Genomic DNA, 21,671 nt, shown 5'->3' with positions numbered 1-21,671 from the left:
CTGAATCTCCTGGGACTTGAATAAGTAGTGAAACGAAAAAAGGCGGCCATTTTCGCCCACTGGGGGGCCGGGGGCAATGACGGATGGTCGCAGTCGGGCATTTTTCCTGTGTTTTGCCGGCAAAAAAGGTGAAACCGTGGGAGCGGGCTTGCCCCGCGATAGCGTCATCGCGGGGCAAGCCCGCTCCCACGCGCCCCTCCACAGGCCCTCTTGCCGTCCACCGATCAGTCAATATCAAAACTTTTTGATATTGGTCTTGCTAGGCCACCGTTGCCTGTCTAGACTCCCGCCCCATGAACCTGCACGCGCCCATCACCCCTCACCGCAGCGACGAGCTGGCCGCCCTGTGCAAGGCCGGCGGCGATCCGCTGCGCCTGAACGTGCTGCGCGCGCTGGCCAACGATTCGTTCGGCGTGCTGGAGCTGGCGCAGATCTTCGACATCGGCCAGTCGGGCATGAGCCATCACCTCAAGGTGCTGGCCCAGGCCGAGCTGGTGGCGACCCGCCGCGAGGGCAACGCGATCTTCTATCGCCGCGCCCTGCCCGACAGCCAGCGCTTCGGCGGCCGCCTGCACACCGCGCTGCTCGAGGAGGTCGACGCCCTGGCCCTGGCCCAGGACGTGCAGGCGCGCATCGCCCAGGTCCAGCAACGGCGTGCCGCCACCAGCCAGGATTTCTTCCTGCGCGTGGAGGAAAAGTTCCGCGCCCAGCAGGACCTGATCGCCGGCTTGCCGCAATACCGCGAAAGCCTGTTGGCGCTGCTCGACAAGCTCAGCTTCGGCGCCGGCGCCAGCGCCCTGGAAGTCGGCCCAGGCGACGGTGGTTTCCTCCCTGACCTGGCCCGCCGCTTCAGTCGCGTCACGGCCATGGACAACAGTCCGACCATGCTCGAGCTGGCCCGCCAGGTCTGCGAGCGCAACGAATTGAGTAACGTAAACCTGCAGCTGGCCGATGCACTGGGTGCAACGGATGTGCAAGCCGACTGCGTCGTGCTGAACATGGTCCTGCACCATTTCAGCGACCCGGCCCTGGCCTTGCGCCTGCTGGCCAAGCGGGTGAGAGCAGGCGGCAGCCTGCTGGTCACCGAGCTGTGCAGCCATGACCAGGGGTGGGCGCGGGACGCCTGCGGCGACCTCTGGCTCGGCTTCGAACAGGACGACCTGGCCCGCTGGGCCAACGCTGCGGGGCTGACCCCCGAGGACAGCCTCTACGTGGGCTTGCGTAACGGTTTCCAGATCCAGGTCCGACACTTCCAGCGGGCCGCTGGCGACACACAACATCGGTAATTTTTAGGAATCCTTCGAGATGAGCGAATACTCCCTTTTCACCTCCGAGTCCGTGTCCGAAGGGCATCCGGACAAGATCGCCGACCAGATCTCCGACGCGGTCCTGGACGCGATCATCGCCCAGGACAAGTACGCCCGTGTCGCTTGCGAGACCCTGGTCAAGACCGGTGTCGCCATCATCGCCGGTGAAGTCACCACCTCGGCCTGGGTCGACCTGGAAGACCTGGTGCGCAAGGTGATCATCGACATCGGCTACAACAGCTCCGACGTCGGTTTCGACGGTGCCACCTGCGCGGTGATGAACATCATCGGCAAGCAGTCGGTGGACATCGCCCAGGGCGTCGACCGCTCCAAGCCGGAAGACCAGGGTGCTGGCGACCAGGGCCTGATGTTCGGCTACGCCAGCAACGAGACCGAAGTGCTGATGCCGGCACCGATCTGCTTCTCGCACCGTCTGGTCGAGCGCCAGGCCGAAGCCCGCAAGTCCGGCCTGCTGCCGTGGCTGCGTCCGGACGCCAAGTCCCAGGTCACCTGCCGCTATGAAAACGGCAAGGTGGTCGGCATCGACGCGGTGGTGCTGTCGACCCAGCACAACCCTGAGGTCTCGCAGAAAGACCTGCAGGAAGCGGTGATGGAACTGATCGTCAAGCACACCCTGCCAGCCGAACTGCTGCACAAGGGCACCCAGTACCACATCAACCCGACCGGCAACTTCATCATTGGCGGCCCGGTGGGCGACTGCGGCCTGACCGGTCGCAAGATCATCGTCGACTCCTACGGCGGCATGGCCCGCCATGGCGGTGGCGCGTTCTCCGGCAAGGACCCGTCCAAGGTCGACCGCTCCGCCGCCTACGCCGGCCGCTACGTGGCCAAGAACATCGTCGCCGCAGGCCTGGCCGAGCGTTGCGAGATCCAGGTGTCCTACGCCATCGGCGTGGCCCAGCCGACCTCCATCTCGATCAACACCTTCGGCACCGGCAAGGTTTCCGACGACAAGATCATCCAGCTGGTGCGCGAGTGCTTCGACCTGCGTCCGTATGCCATCACCACCATGCTCGACCTGCTGCACCCGATGTACCAGGAAACCGCGGCCTACGGTCACTTCGGCCGTACTCCGCAGCAGAAGACTGTCGGCGACGACACCTTCACCACCTTCACCTGGGAGCGCACCGACCGCGCCGCCGCCCTGCGCGACGCCGCCGGCCTGTAAACCTCCCGCGCAGTACGCAAAAGCCCCTGCCGATCGCTCGGCAGGGGCTTTTTTCATCCCTGGGAAACATTGCGCAACGGATTTCAGAGGCCCCGCCCTGACAATCAAGGGTTTCTAATTTGCGCGGATCAGGGCAGCATTTCGCTTTTCTGTTGCCCAGCCCCTGAAGTGGAGCCCCCGATGAAACTGCTTTCGTCCCTCGCCCTGTCCACCCTGCTCGGCTTCGTCGCCAGCCCGCTGCTGGCCGCCGAAGAGCAGCCGGCGCTGACCGGTTGCGCGGCCAAGCGCCAGGCCATCAGCGAACAGATCGAACACGCCCGTGCCCACGGCAACAGCGAGCAGCAGGCTGGCCTGGAAAAGGCCCTGGCCGAAGTGACCGAACACTGCACCGACAGCGGCCTGCGCAAGGAGCGCGAGCAGAAGGTGCTCGACGCCCGTCACGAGGTGAACCAGCGCACCAAGGACCTGGACAAGGCCATGAAAAAAGGTGACGCGGAGAAGATCAACAAACGCAAGGACAAGCTCGCCGAGGCGAAGAAAGAACTGCAGGAAGCGGTCGACGACCTCGAGCGCTGACTGAACAGGCGCGCATTCGCGTGGGAGCAGGCTGGCCCACTCCCACGAAACCCGTCTCTTCAGTGATTACGAAACTCGCTATGACAGGCCTTGCACGCCGCCTCGACCCTGTCCATCGGCGCCTTGAGCTGCGCGGCGTCCAGCGGCTGGCTGCGGCTCACGTCGACCAGCTCGCCGGTGACGCCCTCCAGTTGCCGGGCCAGGTCATGGAAGCGCGCCTGGCGCTCCCACACCTCAGCCCGTGCGCTGCTGTCGCCATCATCGCGTACCTGCGGGAAGTGCTGCCATGGCTCATGGGCCAGTCCGTCGAGCTTCAGCGCGCCCTCGGCAAACTTCGCGCCATCGAACGGCAGCCGACCTCGCAGCATGCCCCCCATGTCCTCGCTGGTCTTGAGCATCTGCTTGAAGATCGCCTTGCGCTGGCCCAGCGGCGAGTTGGGATCGACGCCATCACAGGCGCTCAGGGCAAGGGCGGCGAGCAGTACTACGGTCAATCGCTTGAACATCACGGTCTCTTCGGCCTGGAAAAACGGGTGGCCAGTATCGCCGGCCACCGGCCAAAGACCAATAGCCACACAGAAAACAGGGCTGAATATTCATGTTCGCCCGCTACAGGACCGCATCCATGAAATCTGCATTGCGCCACCTTGCCTGGGCCTTGCCTGCCCTGGCGCTCCTGGCCGGCTGCAACGGCGGCGAGAGCGCCAGGCCCGAGCCGCACGCCATCGCCACCTACGCCCCGGCCACCTGGAAAGACCTGCCCGCCGTCAGCGACGAGGACCTGCTGGCCGGTTTCTACGCCTGGCGCAACGGCTGCGAGAAACTCAAGCGCGACCCGGTCTGGGCCGCTACCTGCGCAGCGGCCGGCAGCGACACGGCAAGCGCCGCCCAGGTACGCGCGTTCCTCGAGCAGAACCTGCAGGTCTACGGCCTGCGCTCCGCCGAGAACAACGCCAACGGCCTGATTACCGGCTACTACGAGCCGGTCTACCCCGGCAGCCTGCAACGCACCGAAGCGGCCCATGTCGCGGTGTATGGCGTGCCCGAGGACATGATCGTGGTCGACCTGGCCAGCGTATATCCCGAACTCAAGGGCAAGCGCCTGCGCGGTCGCCTCGATGGCCGGGTGCTGAAGCCCTACGACACCGCCGAAGTGATCAACCGCAACGGCGCCAAGGCACCGGTACTGGCCTGGCTGACCGACCCGATGGACCTGCAGTTCCTGCAGATCCAGGGCTCTGGCCGGGTACAACTGGAGGATGGCCGCCAGCTGCGCCTGGGCTACGCCGACCAGAACGGCCACCCCTACCGGCCAATCGGCCGCTGGCTGGTGGAACAGGGCCTGTTGAAAAAGGAAGAGGTGAGCATGGGCGCCATCCATGCCTGGGCCCAGGCCAACCCGCAGCGCGTGCCGGAACTGCTGGCCAGCAATCCCAGCTATGTGTTCTTCAGCACCCGCCCGGACAGCAACGAAGGCCCGCGCGGCTCGCTGAACGTACCGCTGACCGCCGGCTACAGCGTGGCCATCGACCGCAAGGTGATCCCGCTGGGGAGCCTGCTGTGGCTGTCCACGACCCGCCCTGACGGCTCGCCGGTCGTGCGCCCGGTCGGCGCTCAGGACACCGGCGGCGCCATTACCGGCGAGGTACGCGCGGACCTGTTCTGGGGTACCGGCCCCGAGGCCGGCGAGCTGGCCGGAAACATGAAGCAGCAAGGGCAGATCTGGATGCTCTGGCCCAAGGGCCAGCCGCTGCCTGAAGTTCCGAAGGTCCCCTGACCGGCACTGCCGCAGGGCTTGCCCGTCATGGCAGCGGCCAAGCCCTGCGGCAGACTCAGATCGACACCACGAAGAACGACACGATCAACGCCAACCCGGTAAGCCACACCAGCGAGCGCAACGCCGCCCAGTCCGCCAGGTAGCAGATGATGTAGAGCAGGCGGCTGGTGATGTAGAGCACCGCCAGCACGTCCTGGGTCACCTGCTCGGCATTGCCGACGATATCCGCCACCAGCACCGCAGCGGCAAAGGCCGGGAACGCCTCGTAACCGTTCTGCTGCGCGGCATGGGCACGTCGCGGCAGGCCCGACAGGGTCTCGAGAAACGCGCGCGGATCATGGTTGTCGCCCATGCCGAAACGTCCGCTGCTGGCCTTGGCGATCATGGCACACAACAGGGGCAGCAGCAGGGCGATCAGAATGCACCAGAAGGCTACGGTCATCGGCGGAACTCCTTGTGGATAAGTCAGCGGCTCAGAGCTTCATCACCAGCATGCCTGCCAGGACCAGCCCGCAAGCTAGGAGTCTCGGTCCGCCAAAAGGTTCTTTGAGGTAGCGCATGCCCAGCAGCACCACGAGGATCACGCTCAGCTCGCGCAATGCCGCCGCCTCGGCCACCGACCCCAGGTGCATGGCCCACAGCACCAGAGCGTAGCTCAACAGCACACACAGGCCGACTGCCAGCCCCAGCCGCCATTGCGTGCGCCAGAACGACACGAATGGTCCGGGGCGCGCGACACTGGCCAGCAACGGGAACGGCCAGGCGCTGAGCAGAGTCAGCCAGACCAGGTAGTCCCAGGGTTTTCCCCAGAGACGCACGGCCTGGCCGTCGAACCAGGTGTAGCAGCCGATGCACAGGCCGATCAGCGCCACCACCGGCAGCATCGACCAGGGCAAGCGGTCGCCGCCGCCGCCCTGCCAGAGCAGGCAGGCCATGCCACAGGGGATCAGCAGGATGCCGATGATCTGCTGGTGGCTCAGCGACTCGCCGGCGAAGGCCAGGGTCAGCCCCAGCACCACCAGCGGCGACAGGCCACGCATCAACGGGTAGACCAGCCCCAGGTCACCGACCCGGTACGCCCGGATCAGCAGGAAACGGTACAACTGCTCGGCAAAGGCCGATGCCAGCAGCCATGGCCAGATCTCGGCAGGCGGCACATCGACGAACGCCACCGCCAGCACGGCGAACAGCAGCGCCACCAGGTCCATGCTGGCGATCACCAGCAGGCGCTCGGCGCTGAACTTGATCAGGGTGTTCCAGGTGGCATGGAGCAGGGCTGCGACCAGTACGAGGGAAGTTGCCAGCACGCGGGATTCCTTGCGCAAAGACCAGGCGAGATTGCGCACTATAACGATTCGCAGGGGCCTGGGACATTCACTGCTGGAGCATGCAGGAACCGACCTTGCCGGCGGCCGCTGCAATGCACTGCGGCGCCAGCAAAGTCTGGCTCCTGCAGCCAAGGTAAAGGAACGAATCGTGCAAAACCGGTCATAAGGTGTGTCCCGAACGCCGCGCCAGATCATCAAAGAACTGCCCGAGCCATTCGGGTACGACTTGGAAGCCACTGTCACAGGATTCGGGATGCTCGAACTAGTTGCCGCGTTTATCTGCCTCACCACCCTCCTCACTTATGTGAACTACCGTTTCATCGGCCTGCCGCCGGCCATCGGCGTGATGGTCACCGCCTTGCTGTTCTCCTTGATCCTGCAGGGCCTGAGCCTGATCGGCTTCCCCGGCCTGGAGGAGCGGGTCGAAGGGCTGATGAATCAGATCGACTTCAACGACCTGCTGATGCACTGGATGCTGTCGTTCCTGCTGTTCGCCGGCGCCCTGCACGTCAACCTCAGCGACCTGCGCAGCTACCGCTGGCCGATCGGCCTGCTGGCGACCCTCGGCGTGCTCATCGCCACCGTGGTGATCGGCTACCTGGCGCACTGGGTGTTCGCCTTGTTCGGCTGGAACGTGCCGCTGATCTACTGCCTGCTGTTCGGCGCGCTCATCTCGCCGACCGACCCGATCGCCGTGCTCGGCGCCCTGCGTACCGCCAACGCGCCCAAGCCGCTGAAGACCACCATCGTTGGTGAGTCGCTGTTCAACGACGGCACTGCGGTCGTGGTGTTCACCGTACTGCTGGGCATCATCCAGCTGGGCGAGACCCCAAGCTTCAGCGACACCGCCATCCTGTTCGCCCGCGAAGCTGTCGGCGGCGTGGCCTTCGGTGGCCTGATCGGCTATGCCACCTACCGCATGATCAAGAGCGTCGAGCAGTACCAGGTCGAGGTGATGCTGACCCTGGCGCTGGTGATCGGGGGTTCGGCGATGAGCTACGAGTTGCACGTGTCGGCGCCGATCGCCATGGTCGTGGCCGGCCTGATCATCGGCAACCTGGGGCGCAACCTGGCGATGAACGACATGACCCGTCGCTACATGGACGGTTTCTGGGAACTGATCGACGACATGCTCAACGCGCTGCTGTTCGCCCTGATCGGCCTGGAACTGTTGCTGCTGCCGTTCAACTGGCTGCACCTGGCCGCCGGTGGCGTGCTGGCGGTGGCGGTGCTGGCCTCGCGCCTGCTGACCGTGGCCCCGGCGATCGTGCTGCTGCGGCGCTGGCGCGCGGTGCCCCAGGGCACCATCCGCGTACTGACCTGGGGCGGCCTGCGCGGTGGCGTATCGGTGGCCCTGGCGCTGTCGCTGCCGATGGGCGAGGAGCGTGACCTGCTGCTGTCGATCACCTACATCGTGGTGCTGTCTTCGATCCTGGTGCAGGGCCTGACGGTCGGCAAGGTGGTGCGCAAGGTCAGCGCACAGCCCGAGTGACAACGTGGGAGCGGGCTAGCCCGCTCCCACGCTCGAGCAAAGGTGCCTATTCCACGGCACTATCCGGGAACTGGTCCTGGATGTACTTGATCTCGGTACGCCCGTGCGGCGCCGGCAGGCCATCATCGCCAAGGTTGACGAAGACCATCTTGTCGACGGTCAGGATCGCCTTGCGAGTGATCTTGTTGCGCACTTCGCACTTGAGGGTGATGGAGGTGCGGCCGAACTCTGTGGCCGTGATGCCGAGCTCGATGATGTCGCCCTGGCGCGAGGCGCTGACGAAGTTGATTTCCGACATGTACTTGGTCACCACACGCTGGTTGCCCAGCTGGACGATGGCGTAGATCGCCGCCTCCTCGTCGATCCAGCGCAACAGGCTGCCGCCGAACAAGGTGCCATTGGGGTTGAGGTCTTCGGGTTTTACCCACTTGCGGGTGTGAAAGTTCATCTGTACTCCTGACCTGCTTGGCTGACGTGCGGTAATGATGGCAGACCCCTTGGTCACGCTCCATTGAACATCGACTATCGTCTCGATTAATCGACAGAAAGTCTTGGGTGTGTCACATGCCCACGGCTATAATCGCTGCCGATTCTCATGGCCCCCGCAGCGGTGGCCATCCCGCCACCCGACCGAGGGGCGCTGCAGCAGGTTCGTCCTGTCAGGCTCGGTCGGGGCGTTGTCCGCTCCAGCGGACGCTCAACGCACAACGGCGCCCATTCGCACACTACGAATGGAGGCTCTCGATGAGCGCTGCAAACACGCCTGCTGGTTTTTCCGATTTCAAGGTCGCTGACATTTCCCTGGCCGACTGGGGCCGCAAGGAAGTCATCATCGCCGAGTCGGAAATGCCGGCACTGATGGGCCTGCGCCGCAAGTACCAAGCCGAGCAACCGCTCAAGGGCGCGAAGATCATCGGCTGCATCCACATGACCATCCAGACCGCCGTGCTGATCGAGACCCTGATCGCCCTGGGCGCCGAGGTTCGCTGGTCGTCGTGCAACATCTTCTCCACCCAGGACCAGGCCGCTGCCGCCATCGCCGCCGCCGGTATCCCTGTCTTCGCCTGGAAAGGCGAGACCGAGCAGGAATACGAGTGGTGCATCGAGCAGACCATCCTCAAGGATGGCCAGCCATGGGACGCCAACATGGTGCTGGACGACGGTGGTGACCTGACCGAGATCCTGCACAAGAAATACCCGGCCATGCTGGAGAAGATCCACGGCGTGACCGAAGAGACCACCACCGGCGTGCACCGCCTGCTGGACATGCTGGCCAAGGGCGAGCTGAAGGTCCCGGCGATCAACGTCAACGACTCGGTCACCAAGAGCAAGAACGACAACAAGTACGGCTGCCGTCACAGCCTGAACGACGCCATCAAGCGCGGTACCGACCACCTGCTGTCGGGCAAGCAGGCCCTGGTGATCGGCTACGGCGACGTGGGCAAGGGCTCGGCCCAGTCCCTGCGCCAGGAAGGCATGATCGTCAAGGTCACCGAAGTCGACCCGATCTGCGCCATGCAGGCCTGCATGGACGGTTTCGAAGTCGTCTCGCCGTTCAAGGACGGTATCAACACCGGCACCGAAGCGGGCATCAACGCCGACCTGCTGGGCCGCATCGACCTGATCGTCACCACCACCGGTAACGTCAACGTCTGCGACGCCAACATGCTCAAGGCCCTGAAGAAGCGTGCCGTGGTCTGCAACATCGGCCACTTCGACAACGAAATCGACACCGCCTTCATGCGCAAGCACTGGGCCTGGGAAGAGGTCAAGCCGCAGGTGCACAAGATCCACCGCACCGGCGCCGGCACCTTCGACCCGCAGAACGACGACTACCTGATCCTGCTGGCCGAAGGCCGCCTGGTGAACCTGGGCAACGCCACTGGCCACCCAAGCCGCATCATGGACGGTTCGTTCGCCAACCAGGTCCTGGCGCAGATCTTCCTGTTCGAGCAGAAGTTCGCCGCACTGCCGGCCGCGAAGAAGGCCGAGCGCCTGACCGTGGAAGTGCTGCCGAAGAAACTCGACGAAGAAGTAGCCCTGGAAATGGTCCGCGGCTTCGGTGGCGTGGTCACCCAGCTGACCCCGCAGCAGGCCGAGTACATCGGTGTGACCGTCGAAGGTCCGTTCAAGCCGGAAACCTATCGCTACTAAGCGCCAGCAAGCGGCAACGGCAGGTCATGCCGCTGCCGCTTGCGACTCCGTCCCGGAAGACTCTTGAATGCGCCCAAGCCAGATCGGCCATCACCGATCTGGCTTTTACTTGCAGCTTGCTGCCTGAAGTTTGCTGCTTGAGGAACGAGTGATGTCACAAGAACGCCGCTACAGTTTCGAATTCTTCCCGACCAAGACCGACGCCGGCCATGAAAAGCTGATGGGTGTCGCCCGCCAGCTGGCCAGCTACAACCCCGACTTCTTCTCCTGCACCTACGGCGCCGGTGGCTCGACCCGCGACCGCACGCTGAACACCGTGCTGCAGCTCGAAAGCGAAGTGAAGGTCCCCGCTGCCCCGCACCTGTCCTGCGTCGGTGACAGCAAGGCCGACCTGCGTGCCCTGCTCGCCGAGTACCAGGCCGCCGGGATCAAGCGCATCGTCGCCCTGCGCGGCGACCTGCCCTCGGGCATGGGCATGGCCAGCGGCGAATTGCGCTATGCCAGCGACCTGGTCGAGTTCATCCGCCAGGAAACCGGGGACCACTTCCACCTGGAAGTGGCCGCCTACCCAGAGATGCACCCACAGGCACGCCACTTCGAGAGCGACCTGGCCAATTTCGCGCACAAGGTCAAGGCCGGTGCCGACAGCGCCATCACCCAGTACTTCTTCAACGCCGACAGCTACTTCTATTTCGTCGAGCGCGCGCAGAAGCTGGGCGTGGACATCCCGGTGGTGCCCGGCATCATGCCGATCACCAACTACAGCAAGCTGGCGCGCTTCTCCGACGCCTGCGGCGCCGAGATCCCCCGCTGGATCCGCAAGCAGCTGGAGGCCTATGCCGACGACACGGCCAGTATCCAGGCATTCGGCGAGGAAGTGATCACCCGCATGTGCGAGCAACTGCTGCAAGGCGGCGCACCGGGCCTGCACTTCTACACCCTCAACCAGGCCGAACCGAGCCTGGCGATCTGGAACAACCTGAAGCTGCCACGCTGAAAAACCCTGCCAGCCTCTGTTTAAGTAACAATCAGGGCTTTAGTCCTGGACTAAGGCCTTGATTGTTGCTCTCGCTGGGCAAGCGCCTGCAGGACATCGAGACCTACCTGCTAGACAGCACCCAACCCTGAGCGCCCCCTCTGGCCTTGCCCTGGCCGAGCGCGTACTCTCGCGCCATGCCCGACCTGCGCCATCTGTTCTGCATCCTGCTGCTCGCCTGCCTGAGCCCGATGGCGCTGGGCGAGCGGTTGCGCCTGGTCAGCGATGACTGGGCGCCCTATGTCTACCAGGACGGCGACCAGACCCGCGGCATCGACTACGAGGTCAGCAATGAAGTGTTCCGCCGCCTGGGCATCGAGGTGCAGTGGCAGATCCTGCCCTGGAAGCGCTGCCTGCTCATGGTCGAGCAGGGCCTGGCGGACGGTGTGCTGGACATCTTCGAACTCGAGCCGCGCAAGAGCTACCTGGTCTATCCGCAGGAGCCCATGTCCCAGGCCGAGTTCGTCCTCTACCAGGCCAGCGCCCGCCGTCATGTCGTCGGCCAGCTCGCCGACCTTGCAGGCCTGACCGTCGGTACTTCGCCTGGCTACAACTACGGCCCGGCGTTCAACGAGGCCCCCGGCTGGTACCGCGAGCCCGGCCCCAGCCACGAGGCGAACTTCGGCAAGCTGGTACGCGGGCGCATCGATCTGCTGATCACCGACCGCCTGGCCGGGCGCCACCTGCTCCGGCAACTGGACCTCAGCCAGCAGGTCGAGGAACTGCCACTGGTCATCAGCCGCCAGGCGCAGTACCTCGGACTGGCCCGCAAGCCCGGCCGCGAGCAGCTGGCCAGGGCCTTCGGCGAGGCGCTGCAGCGCTTCAAGCAGGAACCCGCCTATGCCGCCATCCACGCCCGCTATACCGTCTCCGACAATTTTCCTTTCGCCGTTGAGCAGCAGGAACGCAGCACGCGCTGATTGCTCTGTTATACTCGGGCATTCCCGCCCGGCTCACGCCCGGACGCTCGGCCTCGCAACAGGCATCCCGACTCGCGGCAGCTCACCTTCGGTGCCCGCCCGCCGCCTCCCGGATGCGCAGTGAACGCCCTGCTGGACCGGACGCGATCGCATCCCATCGATGCCCGTCGCGCCAGGCAGAACACCCCATCGGGCCCAGCCCCCACGAGAACAGGATTGCCCATGTCCTTTGCTTCCCTCGGTCTCTCCGAGGCTCTTGTCCGCGCTATCGAGGCAGCGGGCTATACCCAGCCCACTCCGGTGCAACAGCGGGCGATTCCCGCCGTGTTGCAAGGTCGCGACCTGATGGTCGCCGCCCAGACAGGTACTGGTAAAACCGGCGGCTTCGCGCTCCCCATCCTCGAGCGCCTGTTCCCGGACGGCCACCCCGACAAATCGCAACGCCATGGTCCACGCCAGCCGCGCGTGCTGGTGCTGACACCGACCCGCGAACTGGCGGCCCAGGTACACGACAGCTTCAAGCTCTACGCCCGTGACCTGAACTTCATCAGTGCCTGCATCTTCGGTGGCGTCGGCATGAACCCGCAGGTACAGGCCATGGCCAAGGGCGTCGACGTCCTGGTCGCCTGCCCGGGTCGCCTGCTCGACCTCGCCGGCCAAGGCAGCGTCGACCTGTCCCGCGTCGAGATCCTGGTACTGGACGAAGCCGACCGCATGCTCGACATGGGCTTCATCCATGACGTGAAGAAAGTGCTCGCCCGCCTGCCGGCCAAGCGCCAGAACCTGCTGTTCTCGGCGACCTTCTCGAAAGACATCACCGACCTGGCCGACAAGCTGCTGCACAACCCCGAGCGTATCGAGGTCACGCCGCCGAACACCACGGTCGAACGCATCGAGCAGCGCGTCTATCGCCTGCCGGCCAGCCACAAGCGCGCACTGCTGGCGCACCTGATCACCCTGGGTGCCTGGGAACAGGTACTGGTGTTCACCCGCACCAAGCATGGCGCCAACCGCCTGGCCGAGTACCTTGAGAAACACGGCCTGACCGCTGCCGCGATCCACGGCAACAAGAGCCAGAACGCACGGACCAAGGCCCTCGCCGACTTCAAGGCCAACACCGTGCGAGTGCTGGTGGCTACCGACATCGCCGCCCGCGGCCTGGATATCGACCAACTGCCCCACGTGGTCAACTTCGAGTTGCCCAACGTCGAGGAAGACTACGTTCACCGTATCGGCCGTACCGGCCGTGCCGGGCGTTCGGGCGAGGCCATCTCGATGGTCGCCCCGGATGAAGAGAAGCTGCTCAAGAGCATCGAGCGCGTCACCAAGCAACGGATCCCGGACGGCGACCTGATGGGCTTCGATGCATCGCAAGTCGAGGCAGAAAAGCCGGAAGTACGCGAGCGCCCGCAGAACAACGGCCGCGGTGGCCGCAACCAGCAGCCGCGCGGCGAAGGCAGCAAGGACAGCGGCGGTCGCAAGGACAAGGGCAAGGACAAAGGCCGTAACAAGCCTGCGGCCGAGAAGCCCGCCGACAAGGAGAAGTCCGGCGACAAGCAGCAACAGGGCCAGCAACGCAAGCCACGTGACAAGAAGCCACGCCAGCAGCAGGCCAACCAGGGGCAGACAGCCATTCCGAAGGCACCGGTCGACCGCGATCCGGAAGAGTTCCTGGACGACGATATCGACAATTTCGGTAACCGTGCCGACTATGTCAGCCCCTACCAGAATGCCAAGAACCAGGGCCGCAACCGCCGCCCCGGCAGCAGTCAGGGACAGGGGCAAGGCCAAGGGCAGCGCAACGCCGGTGGCCAAGGCCAGGGGCAGGCACGCGGCAATGGCCAGCAGCGCCAGGGTCAAGGCCAGGGCGGCGACAAGCGTCCCCGCAACGGCGGCGGCGGCAACGGTGGTGCCCGCCGTGACAACAACGGTGGTCGCAACCGTCGTGACGACTCGCCCCGTCAGGAGCCAGCCGTACGCAACCCGCGCGACTCGCAGAGCGCGCCAGTGATCATCCGCAAGGAGTCCAAGCTCGACCGTTACCCGACGCCAGAGCAACTGGACGACCTGCCAAGCCGCCCACGCGGTGAGCGCCCGGCGCTGCTGACCCGCAAAGGCTGATGGGCTTTCGCTGATAGCCTGCGATGAAGGCAACTCCAGCGAAAACGGCAAGTAAACAAAAACGCCGCCCAATGGGCGGCGTTTTTGTTGGTTCGCGCAGGATTACTTCTGCTGAACACCTTCGAACACGAAGTACAGCTCGACTTTCTCGGACAGCGGGCCGAGGTCCATCGACTTCGGTGCGAAGTCCTTGCGGTTGATATCCAGCTTGCCTTCGAAGCCGGCACGGTAGCCGCCCCATGGATCCTTGCCTTCACCGATGAAGGTGGCCTTGATGACCACCGGCTTGGTAACGCCGGTCAGGGTCAGGTCACCGGCGACATCGGCGGTCAGCTGACCTTCGGCGTTCTTGCCGGTCGGCGTGACCTTGGTCGACTTGAAGGTCGCGGTGGCGTACTTGCCTACGTCCAGGAAGTCCTTGCTCTTGATGTGCTTGTCACGCTCGGCGTGGTTGGTGTCGACGCTGGCGGTCTTGAGGGTGACATCGATCTTGCTGGCCTCAGGCTTGGCCGGGTCCCAGCTGAAGGAGCCATCCCAGTCCTTGAAGGTACCGGTGATGAAGCTGTAGCCCAGGTGGCTGATCTTGAAGTCCACGAACGCGTGCTGGCCTTCCTTGTCGATTTTGTACTCGGCAGCCATGGCCTGGCCGGCGCAGAGCAGAGCGGTACCGAGCGCCAGAGCGGCAAAAGTCTTTTTCAACATCCTTACGTTCCTTCCGTTGCAATTGAGGTTGAGAGTCAAGCTTTGCGGCCCAGCATGCGTGTCAGGGTCGCGTCACGGTCGATGAAATGGTGCTTGAGTGCCGCCAGCCCATGGAGGACGGCGAAGATCACGATCCCCCACGCCAGCCACAAGTGGATCACCCCGGCAGTATCAGCCTGGTCGGGCAGGTCGCTGATCAGCGCCGGTACCTCGAACAGCCCGAATACCGGAATCCCGACACCGTCGGCGGTGGAAATCAGGTAACCCGCGACCATCACCGCGAACAGCCCAAGATAGAGCGCCAGGTGCCCGAGCTTGGAGGCCAGGCGGGTGACCTTGCCATGGTTGGCGGGTGCCGGTGGCGGCGGGCTGATGAAGCGCCAGACCACCCGTACCAGCATCACCGCCAGCAGTACCAGGCCGATGCTCTTGTGCAGGTCGGGACCGGCCTTGCGCCATGGATCGTAGTAACCCAGGTCGACCATCCACAGCCCCAGGCCGAACAGGCCGAAGACCGCCAGCGCCACGCCCCAGTGCAGAACGATACTGACCAGACCATAGCGAGAAGGTGAGTTGCGCAGTTGCATGTTGGCGTATTTCCCCGTGAAAGCTGTGCACAAGATTAGCGCGTAACATATCGAAAAAAAGCGGAAAAACTTGCTACATACAATCGAAAAAAACGATATTTAGTGTGCAAGCTTCCTATTAAGGAAACATTAACGATAGCCGTTTGGAATAGGCTTGCCAGTGTGAGCACCATAAAGCACAAGCCCGCCCCTGGCCGGTTCGCGAGAACCGGCCAGGGGCGGGCTTGTGCCAGGCAGAGCCGACAGGTATCGGAAGCCGTCAGCCAGCCTTGGCCTGGCTATTGGTTGCCGGCTTTTTCGCAGGCTCCGACTTGGCGGTGGCCTTCTTCACCGGTGCAGGCTTGGCAGCAGGCTTGTGAACAGGTTTGGCCGCTGGCTTGTGGGCCGGTGCAACCTTGGCGGGCGCAGGCTTGCTGGCAGCCGGCTTGACCGCTGCTGGCTCTTCCTTGGCAACCGCCGCAGGCGCTGCCTGAGCGGGAGCAGGAGCAGGAACGCTGGCTGGCGCGGTTTCTTCGGCCTTGGCAACCGGCGCCGCCTTGGTTTCGGGCTTGTCGTCCGCGCCGAACAGGCGCGAGAAGAAGCCTGGCTTGCCCTGATCCGCCTGGGTCTTGGCTGGTGCCTGCTCGCCCTTGCCGGACGAGCCGCCGAACAGGTTGGAGAAGAACCCACCCTTCGCTGCGGCGGCGCCAGCGGCAGCAGCGGCGACTGGCGCCGCCTTGACCGGATCGAACGACTTGCCGGCGGCCAGTTCCTGGACCTGGGACGCGGCACGCTGGCCACTGCGCAGGGCGCCTTCGAGGGTGCCAGGATAGAGCGCGTCGGTGTGCTCGCCGGCGAAGGCGATGCGCTGCACCGGACGCTCCCACAGGCGCCAGTACTTGCTGATCTGGCCAGGACCGAACGCCAGGTAGGAGCCGCCGGTACCAGCATCGGTGCTGTAGCGGCGGACCTCGTAGCCGGTGAAGGCCCCCCGGGCCTGTGGATAGAAGGCGTGCAGGCGGATCAGCACCTGGTCGACCATCTGCTTGTCACCGAAGGCCTGCAGCAGGCGGGCATTGTCGCCGGACAGGTTGATCACCACGTTGGCGCCGCCCTTGAGCGCCGGCTCGATCCACAGCATGCCCAGGCCGGTGTTGCTGAAGATCTCGCCGGACATGCGCGCACGGCTTTCCCAGACCGGGTTCTTGAACTTCAGCAGCAACTGGTCGCGCCAGCCGTAGTTGGTGCCCTTGAGGGCCGCCAGGTGCTGGTTGTCCAGGCCCGGGGTGATCTGGATCTTCGCCAGGGCACGCAGCGGTACCGCCATGACCAGGTAGTCGGCCTGGTAGCCGACGGCACCGACCTTGACCGTCACGCCGTCCTTGTCCTGAACGATGGCGCTGACCGGCGCGTTGGTCTTGATGGTCTTCAACTGCTTGACGAAGGCCTGGGCCAGTACCGGGCTGCCGCCAGGCAGACGGGCAGCGCGCAGGTCGCGGTCGCTGACATTGCGATAGACCCGGTTCTGCTGGGCGAAATACAGCAGCGACAGGCGCGACGGCTCATCGTAGCGGGTACGGATCTGCTGGTTGATCAACTGGCGAGCGGTGGCCGGCAGTTGCAGCTTGTCGAGCCAGGTGGAGACGTTCATCTGGTCGAGGGCGAACAGGGTGCTGTTGGCCGCCGGATTCAGTGGATCGTCGATCGAGCGCGCCAGGTCGTCGAGGGTCTTCTCGTAGCGCTTGAGCGCCTCGGCGGTGGCAGGCTGCTTTGCCGTGAGGTCGGCGGCACTGAAGTACTCGCCATCGATCAGGTAACTGGGGGTGCGCACGAACTCCGGTGCCGGCAGGGTGGCGACCTTGAAGCGCTCGAGGTACTGGTTGAGCACCGGCTGGGTCTTGCTGTTGCCAATCCACTCGCTGGTGGCCAGGCCCGAACGCCCGCCCATGGACGGCTTGGCCTCCAGCAGGGTGACCTGCCAGCCCTTGCCCTGCAGTTCATACGCGGCGGTCAGGCCTGCCAGGCCGCCACCGACGACGATTGCCGTCGGCGTCTTGTCCTTGGCCAGCGCGGCACCACTGGACACACCAATCAATACCAACGCGCACAGGCGCACCCAAGCAGCAGCCATGTCGGCGAACTCCGGTCAAGTCGTGAGAAAGAGGGGAAGAATAGCCCCGAGAAGAAATGGCGCTAAGAATACGTCAGCGCCGCGCACCCTGCCAGCACGACGACATCAAGCGCCTTTGCCTACTGGTATTTCTGTCAGTTCTGCCGGGCCGGGCACAGGTGCAAGCTTGGCCTTCGAGGATGGCCGCAGGCAGGTACCGCACATGATCTACCAGAAACAGTTCTCCGATGTACGCCCACAACTGCTGGTTCATCAGCAGCCGTGGTTCGCCGCCGGGCTCAACATCAGGTCCAGGAGCACCCAGTACTGCGGCTTCCAGGCCGAGGACGAACTGTCCGCCACCGAACTGGTGATCGGCAAGGGCGGTGAAGTGGAGATCCGCTTTGAACGGGAAGTAGAAAGACTCACCCTTGAGTTCTACGTCGCCTGCGAAGCAGGCAGCCCCGGCATGGAAGTGTTGCTGGAGATCGAGCGCCCCGACCCCGACTGGCCGTTGCGCGGTTGTCGTCACTTTCACTGGCTGGTCCTGGCGGGCGACGACCTGAAACACCACCTGCCCGGCCGCCTGGCCAGCCAGCTGGTGCAGCAGGCGCTGCCAGGTCGGATCCAACGGTTGTACATCACCACCTCGACCGCCGGGCAGATGCACCTCTGCGGCCTGCAATGGGAGCCGGTACGGCGCAACTGAACGCGCGGGCGGTTGTCCTGCCTCCTGGCATTGCTTAGGCTTACGCGGTCTAACCAAGCCGTGCCGCCAGGAGATGTGCCCATGGGCCTCAACGATCAGTGGATGCAACGCGACCTCAAGGTCCTGTGGCACCCCTGCACCCAGATGAAAGACCACGAACAGCTGCCGCTGATCCCGATCCGCCGTGGTGAAGGTGTCTGGCTCGAGGACTTCGAAGGCAAGCGCTACCTCGACGCCGTCAGTTCCTGGTGGGTCAACGTGTTCGGCCACGCCAACCCGCGGATCAACCAGCGCATCAAGGATCAGGTCGACCAGCTAGAGCACGTGATCCTCGCCGGTTTCAGCCACCAGCCGGTGATCGAGCTGTCCGAGCGCCTGGTGGCCATGACCCCCGCCGGGCTCGACCGGGTGTTCTACGCCGACAATGGCTCGTCATGCATCGAAGTGGCGCTGAAGATGAGCTTCCACTACTGGCAGAACACCGGCAAGCCACAGAAGAAGCGCTTCGTCACCCTGACCAACAGCTACCACGGCGAAACCATCGCCGCGATGTCGGTGGGCGACGTGCCGCTGTTCACCGAGACCTACAAGGCGCTGCTGCTGGACACCATCAAGGTGCCCAGCCCGGATTGCTACCTGCGCCCCGAAGGCATGGGCTGGGAGGAGCACTCGCGCAACCTGTTCGCGGTCATGGAGCAGACCTTGGCCGAACACCACGACAGCATTGCCGCCGTGATCGTCGAGCCATTGATCCAGGGTGCCGGCGGCATGCGCATGTACCACCCGGTGTACCTGAAACTGCTGCGCGAGGCCTGCGACCGCTACGACGTGCACCTGATCCATGACGAGATCGCCGTGGGCTTCGGCCGCACCGGCACGATGTTCGCCTGCGAGCAGGCCGGCATCCGCCCGGACTTCCTGTGCCTGTCCAAGGCCCTGACCGGTGGCTACCTGCCGCTGGCCGCCTGCCTGACCACCGACAAGGTGTACCAGGCCTTCTACGACGACTACCCGACCCTGCGCGCCTTCCTTCACTCGCACAGCTACACCGGCAACCCGCTGGCCTGTGCCGCAGCCCTGGCGACCCTGGACATTTTCGCCCAGGACAACGTGATCGAGGCCAACAAGGCCCTGGCCGCGCGCATGGCCAGCGCCACCGCGCACCTGGCCGACCATGCCCATGTCGCCGAGATCCGCCAGACCGGCATGGCCCTGGCCATCGAAATGGTCCAGGACAAGGCCGGCAAGGTCGCCTATCCCTGGCAGGAGCGTCGCGGCCTGAAAGTGTTCGAGCATGCCTTGAGCCGTGGCGCGCTGTTGCGCCCGCTGGGCAGCGTGGTCTATTTCCTGCCGCCTTACGTGATCACCCCGGAGCAGATCGACTTCCTCGCCGAGGTGGCCAGCGAAGGCATCGACATCGCCACCCGCGATAGCGTCAGCGTCGCCGTGCCGGCCGACTTCCACCCTGATTTCCGCGACCCGGGCTAGGGCCAGCACCCTACGCCCTTCCCAGCAGGAGCCGCCTTGGGTCGCCCCTGCAAGGGACAATGCCCCTCTCACATGCCGAGCTGAACCATGAGACTTTCCCGCTTCTTCATCGACGCCCCCCTGGGCCTTGGCGAGCACGCGCTCCCCGAAGCCCAGGCCCACTACATCGGCCGCGTGCTGCGCATGGCCGCCGGCGACGCCGTACAACTGTTCGACGGCAGTGGCCAGGAATACCTCGGCCAGTTGCTCGAAGTGGGCAAGAAAAGCGTGCGCGTGAACCTTGACCAGGCCTTGCCAGGCCAGGTCGAGTCGCCGCTGCACATCCACCTGGGCCAGGGCCTGTCCCGTGGCGAGCGCATGGACTGGGCGATCCAGAAGGCCACCGAGTTGGGTGTCAACGAGATCACGCCGATCGTCAGCGAACGGTGCGAGGTGCGCCTGAAGGACGAGCGTGCCGACAAGCGCCTGGCCCACTGGCGCCAGGTGGCGATCAGCGCCTGCGAGCAATGCGGCCGCTCGACCCTGCCGGTCATCCATTCACCGCTCACCCTGGCCGAATGGCTCAAGAGCACCGAGGCCGACCTCAAGCTGGTGCTGCACCCCGTGGCGGCCCCCTTGACCAGCCACGACAAGCCTGCGCGCCTGGCCTTCCTGATCGGCCCCGAGGGTGGCCTGAGCGATGCCGAGGTCGAACAGGCCAAGGCCGCCGGCTGCCAGGCCGCCCGCCTGGGACCACGGGTACTGCGCACCGAGACGGCACCGGTGGTGGCGCTGTCGGTGGCACAGCAACTCTGGGGGGATTTCTGATCCGCCACGTGAAAAATCCAGGCTAAAGCCGGATTTTTCCGAAAGCCACGCGCCAGACGACAACTGGCAGTTCTGTCAGTAGCCTCGAGCACGCGAAGCCCCCTAGAGTTTTCCGTCATTTGAAAACCTTCGGACTTCGCGATCATGAGAATGATGACCCTGCTCGGCCTACTGGCAGCCTGCGTACTGGCAGGCCTGGTGTTCACCGAACAGAACACCGTGGCTCGCACCCCGCAAGCCCCAGGCTGCACCGATAGCACATACCCTTCCTGCGCAACGCCGCGTGAAACAAGGCTCGCTGCGTGCAAGGCGCAGATGAAAAAGCTCGGACATGACGCCCAGCCACGCATGCAATACGGGTTCTGCTACATCGATGCGCTGACCCCGGACCTCTCTGCCAGCCTGGCGGCAGGCGCCAAGAAATTCAGGCCACCACCGGTGGTCGACCAATACGTCAGCACCGAACTGGGCGACTTCACCCGTCTTCAGCCGACCGCCAGCCCGGCGTCGATCGAGGCCCGACGACAAGCACTGACCGACGAGTTCAACAGCCTCTGGCCTATGATCGATAGCAGCGACAGCAACGCGACATCGGCACAAGGCCGCCATATCGTGCAGGTGCTCAAAGCGTTCAACGAGCGCTGGTGGAAGATCCATGCCGAGAGCTTCCACGCCCACCTGAAGGCCACCCAGCGGCTGTGCCAGGCCCACGCGGACAGTTGCGTGATGGGGGCCTACAACTGAGGCCGGCGCTGTGCTCAGGACACGTAGAAGAGCACCGCCACGAAGTGCATCAGGCTGCCGGCGATGACGAACAGGTGCCAGATGCCATGCCAATGACGGAAGCGGCTGTCGAATGCGAAGAAGATGATGCCGACGGTGTAGAACACCCCGCCGGCCGCCAGCCAGGCGAAACCCGCGGCACCCAGGCTGGACAGCAGCGGCTTGACCGCCACCAGCACGATCCAGCCCATCAGCGCATAGATGATGATCGACAGGATCCGTGCCTCCGAACGCGGCTTGATCTCCTGCAGCATGCCGATCACCGCCAGCCCCCAGACCACCCCGAACAGGCTCCAGCCCCAGGGCCCGCGCAGGCTGACCAGACAGAACGGCGTGTAGCTGCCGGCGATCAGCAGGTAGATCGACAGGTGGTCGAGCTTGCGCATGACCTTCTTCGCCTGGCCGCGCGTGCTGTGGTAGAGGGTCGAGATGCTGTAGAGCAACAGCAGTGTGAAGCCATAGATGGAGAAACTGACGATCTTCCAGGGATCGCCCTGCAGGCCTGCCACGACGATCAGCCAGATCGCGCCGATGCAGGCCAATACCGCGCCGACCAGGTGGGTCCAGGCGTTGAAGCGTTCACCGTAGTACATGTCCCAAAGGACC

At 64.6% G+C, this 21,671-nt stretch carries 21 protein-coding genes and 1 riboswitch; of the genes, 13 read left to right on the top strand and 8 right to left on the bottom strand.

Annotated elements, in window-relative coordinates; all coding sequences use genetic code 11:
• Window positions 1–293: 293 nt before the first annotated feature.
• The 3 genes from F3J43_RS11615 (at window position 294) to F3J43_RS11605 (ending at window position 3,072) form a co-directional block, all read left to right on the top strand.
• Entirely contained in the window at window positions 294–1,286 is a 993-nt protein-coding gene (locus F3J43_RS11615; RefSeq protein ID WP_166885952.1) for an ArsR/SmtB family transcription factor, read from the top strand.
• 19 nt (window positions 1,287–1,305) lie between these two features.
• Window positions 1,306–2,496, top strand: coding sequence for a methionine adenosyltransferase (gene metK / locus F3J43_RS11610; protein ID WP_028688327.1), 1,191 nt, complete (start codon window positions 1,306–1,308; stop codon window positions 2,494–2,496).
• A 180-nt stretch (window positions 2,497–2,676) separates the two neighbouring features.
• The gene (locus F3J43_RS11605) at window positions 2,677–3,072 is read left to right on the top strand and encodes a DUF1090 domain-containing protein (RefSeq protein WP_166885950.1); all 396 of its coding nucleotides are present in this window, start codon (window positions 2,677–2,679) and stop codon (window positions 3,070–3,072) included.
• A gap of 59 nt (window positions 3,073–3,131) precedes the next feature.
• Here the strand turns inward: F3J43_RS11605 and F3J43_RS11600 are convergent, their stop codons facing one another.
• Entirely contained in the window at window positions 3,132–3,578 is a 447-nt protein-coding gene (locus tag F3J43_RS11600) for a c-type cytochrome (protein WP_166885947.1), read from the bottom strand.
• A 119-nt stretch (window positions 3,579–3,697) separates the two neighbouring features.
• Here F3J43_RS11600 and mltA point away from each other — a divergent pair, with 119 nt between their 5' ends.
• On the top strand, window positions 3,698–4,849 hold the full coding sequence (gene mltA / locus F3J43_RS11595; RefSeq protein WP_166885945.1) for a murein transglycosylase A: 1,152 nt from the start codon (window positions 3,698–3,700) through the stop codon (window positions 4,847–4,849).
• A gap of 55 nt (window positions 4,850–4,904) precedes the next feature.
• Here the strand turns inward: mltA and F3J43_RS11590 are convergent, their stop codons facing one another.
• Window positions 4,905–5,291 carry an MAPEG family protein gene (locus F3J43_RS11590; protein ID WP_166885943.1) on the bottom strand — a complete coding sequence of 129 codons (387 nt, stop codon included), beginning with the start codon at window positions 5,289–5,291 and terminating at the stop codon, window positions 4,905–4,907.
• 31 nt (window positions 5,292–5,322) lie between these two features.
• Window positions 5,323–6,156: a DMT family transporter gene (locus F3J43_RS11585; RefSeq protein WP_166885941.1), complete on the bottom strand. Its 834-nt coding sequence runs from the start codon at window positions 6,154–6,156 to the stop codon at window positions 5,323–5,325.
• A gap of 274 nt (window positions 6,157–6,430) precedes the next feature.
• Here F3J43_RS11585 and F3J43_RS11580 point away from each other — a divergent pair, with 274 nt between their 5' ends.
• Window positions 6,431–7,669, top strand: a complete 1,239-nt coding sequence (locus tag F3J43_RS11580; protein WP_166885939.1) for a cation:proton antiporter — start codon at window positions 6,431–6,433, stop codon at window positions 7,667–7,669.
• Window positions 7,670–7,715: 46 nt separating this feature from the next.
• Here the strand turns inward: F3J43_RS11580 and F3J43_RS11575 are convergent, their stop codons facing one another.
• A complete protein-coding gene (locus F3J43_RS11575) occupies window positions 7,716–8,117 on the bottom strand; it encodes an acyl-CoA thioesterase (protein ID WP_166885937.1) in 402 nt (133 codons plus the stop codon).
• Between the two features lie 178 nt (window positions 8,118–8,295).
• Window positions 8,296–8,392, top strand: a riboswitch (S-adenosyl-L-homocysteine riboswitch).
• A 21-nt stretch (window positions 8,393–8,413) separates the two neighbouring features.
• Here F3J43_RS11575 and ahcY point away from each other — a divergent pair.
• From ahcY to rhlE2, 4 genes are all read left to right on the top strand, one after another.
• The gene (gene ahcY, locus F3J43_RS11570; protein WP_166885935.1) at window positions 8,414–9,823 is read left to right on the top strand and encodes an adenosylhomocysteinase; all 1,410 of its coding nucleotides are present in this window, start codon (window positions 8,414–8,416) and stop codon (window positions 9,821–9,823) included.
• A 151-nt stretch (window positions 9,824–9,974) separates the two neighbouring features.
• On the top strand, window positions 9,975–10,820 hold the full coding sequence (gene metF, locus F3J43_RS11565) for a methylenetetrahydrofolate reductase [NAD(P)H] (protein WP_166885933.1): 846 nt from the start codon (window positions 9,975–9,977) through the stop codon (window positions 10,818–10,820).
• Between the two features lie 176 nt (window positions 10,821–10,996).
• Window positions 10,997–11,779 (top strand): substrate-binding periplasmic protein, encoded by a 783-nt coding sequence (locus F3J43_RS11560; protein ID WP_166885931.1) that lies wholly within the window; start codon window positions 10,997–10,999, stop codon window positions 11,777–11,779.
• Between the two features lie 222 nt (window positions 11,780–12,001).
• The gene (rhlE2, locus tag F3J43_RS24425; protein ID WP_205297791.1) at window positions 12,002–13,900 is read left to right on the top strand and encodes an RNA helicase RhlE2; all 1,899 of its coding nucleotides are present in this window, start codon (window positions 12,002–12,004) and stop codon (window positions 13,898–13,900) included.
• A gap of 102 nt (window positions 13,901–14,002) precedes the next feature.
• Here the strand turns inward: rhlE2 and F3J43_RS11550 are convergent, their stop codons facing one another.
• The 3 genes from F3J43_RS11550 to F3J43_RS11540 all read right to left on the bottom strand — a co-directional run bounded on the left by F3J43_RS11550 (window position 14,003) and on the right by F3J43_RS11540 (window position 17,299).
• Window positions 14,003–14,602: a YceI family protein gene (locus F3J43_RS11550; RefSeq protein ID WP_166885929.1), complete on the bottom strand. Its 600-nt coding sequence runs from the start codon at window positions 14,600–14,602 to the stop codon at window positions 14,003–14,005.
• 35 nt (window positions 14,603–14,637) lie between these two features.
• On the bottom strand, window positions 14,638–15,189 hold the full coding sequence (locus tag F3J43_RS11545; RefSeq protein ID WP_166885927.1) for a cytochrome b: 552 nt from the start codon (window positions 15,187–15,189) through the stop codon (window positions 14,638–14,640).
• Between the two features lie 259 nt (window positions 15,190–15,448).
• Window positions 15,449–17,299: a flavin monoamine oxidase family protein gene (locus F3J43_RS11540; RefSeq protein ID WP_166885925.1), complete on the bottom strand. Its 1,851-nt coding sequence runs from the start codon at window positions 17,297–17,299 to the stop codon at window positions 15,449–15,451.
• A 202-nt stretch (window positions 17,300–17,501) separates the two neighbouring features.
• On the opposite strand from F3J43_RS11540, the gene F3J43_RS11535 reads away from it, so the two are divergent.
• The 4 genes from F3J43_RS11535 to F3J43_RS11520 all read left to right on the top strand — a co-directional run bounded on the left by F3J43_RS11535 (window position 17,502) and on the right by F3J43_RS11520 (window position 21,026).
• Window positions 17,502–17,987: a hypothetical protein gene (locus F3J43_RS11535; protein WP_166885923.1), complete on the top strand. Its 486-nt coding sequence runs from the start codon at window positions 17,502–17,504 to the stop codon at window positions 17,985–17,987.
• 81 nt (window positions 17,988–18,068) lie between these two features.
• Complete coding sequence (locus F3J43_RS11530) at window positions 18,069–19,475, top strand: adenosylmethionine--8-amino-7-oxononanoate transaminase (RefSeq protein ID WP_166885921.1); 1,407 nt, start codon at window positions 18,069–18,071, stop codon at window positions 19,473–19,475.
• A gap of 87 nt (window positions 19,476–19,562) precedes the next feature.
• Window positions 19,563–20,282 carry a 16S rRNA (uracil(1498)-N(3))-methyltransferase gene (locus tag F3J43_RS11525; RefSeq protein WP_166885919.1) on the top strand — a complete coding sequence of 240 codons (720 nt, stop codon included), beginning with the start codon at window positions 19,563–19,565 and terminating at the stop codon, window positions 20,280–20,282.
• A gap of 144 nt (window positions 20,283–20,426) precedes the next feature.
• Window positions 20,427–21,026 (top strand): hypothetical protein, encoded by a 600-nt coding sequence (locus F3J43_RS11520; protein ID WP_205297790.1) that lies wholly within the window; start codon window positions 20,427–20,429, stop codon window positions 21,024–21,026.
• 14 nt (window positions 21,027–21,040) lie between these two features.
• Here the strand turns inward: F3J43_RS11520 and trhA are convergent, their stop codons facing one another.
• Window positions 21,041–21,658, bottom strand: a complete 618-nt coding sequence (gene trhA, locus F3J43_RS11515; protein WP_166885915.1) for a PAQR family membrane homeostasis protein TrhA — start codon at window positions 21,656–21,658, stop codon at window positions 21,041–21,043.
• Window positions 21,659–21,671 lie beyond the last annotated feature (13 nt).

The sequence above is a fragment of the Pantoea sp. Cy-639 genome, from assembly GCF_011752525.1.
Lineage (GTDB): Bacteria > Pseudomonadota > Gammaproteobacteria > Pseudomonadales > Pseudomonadaceae > Aquipseudomonas.
Note: the sequence above shows the minus strand (reverse complement) of the source record. Positions and strands in the feature narration are given on the sequence as shown.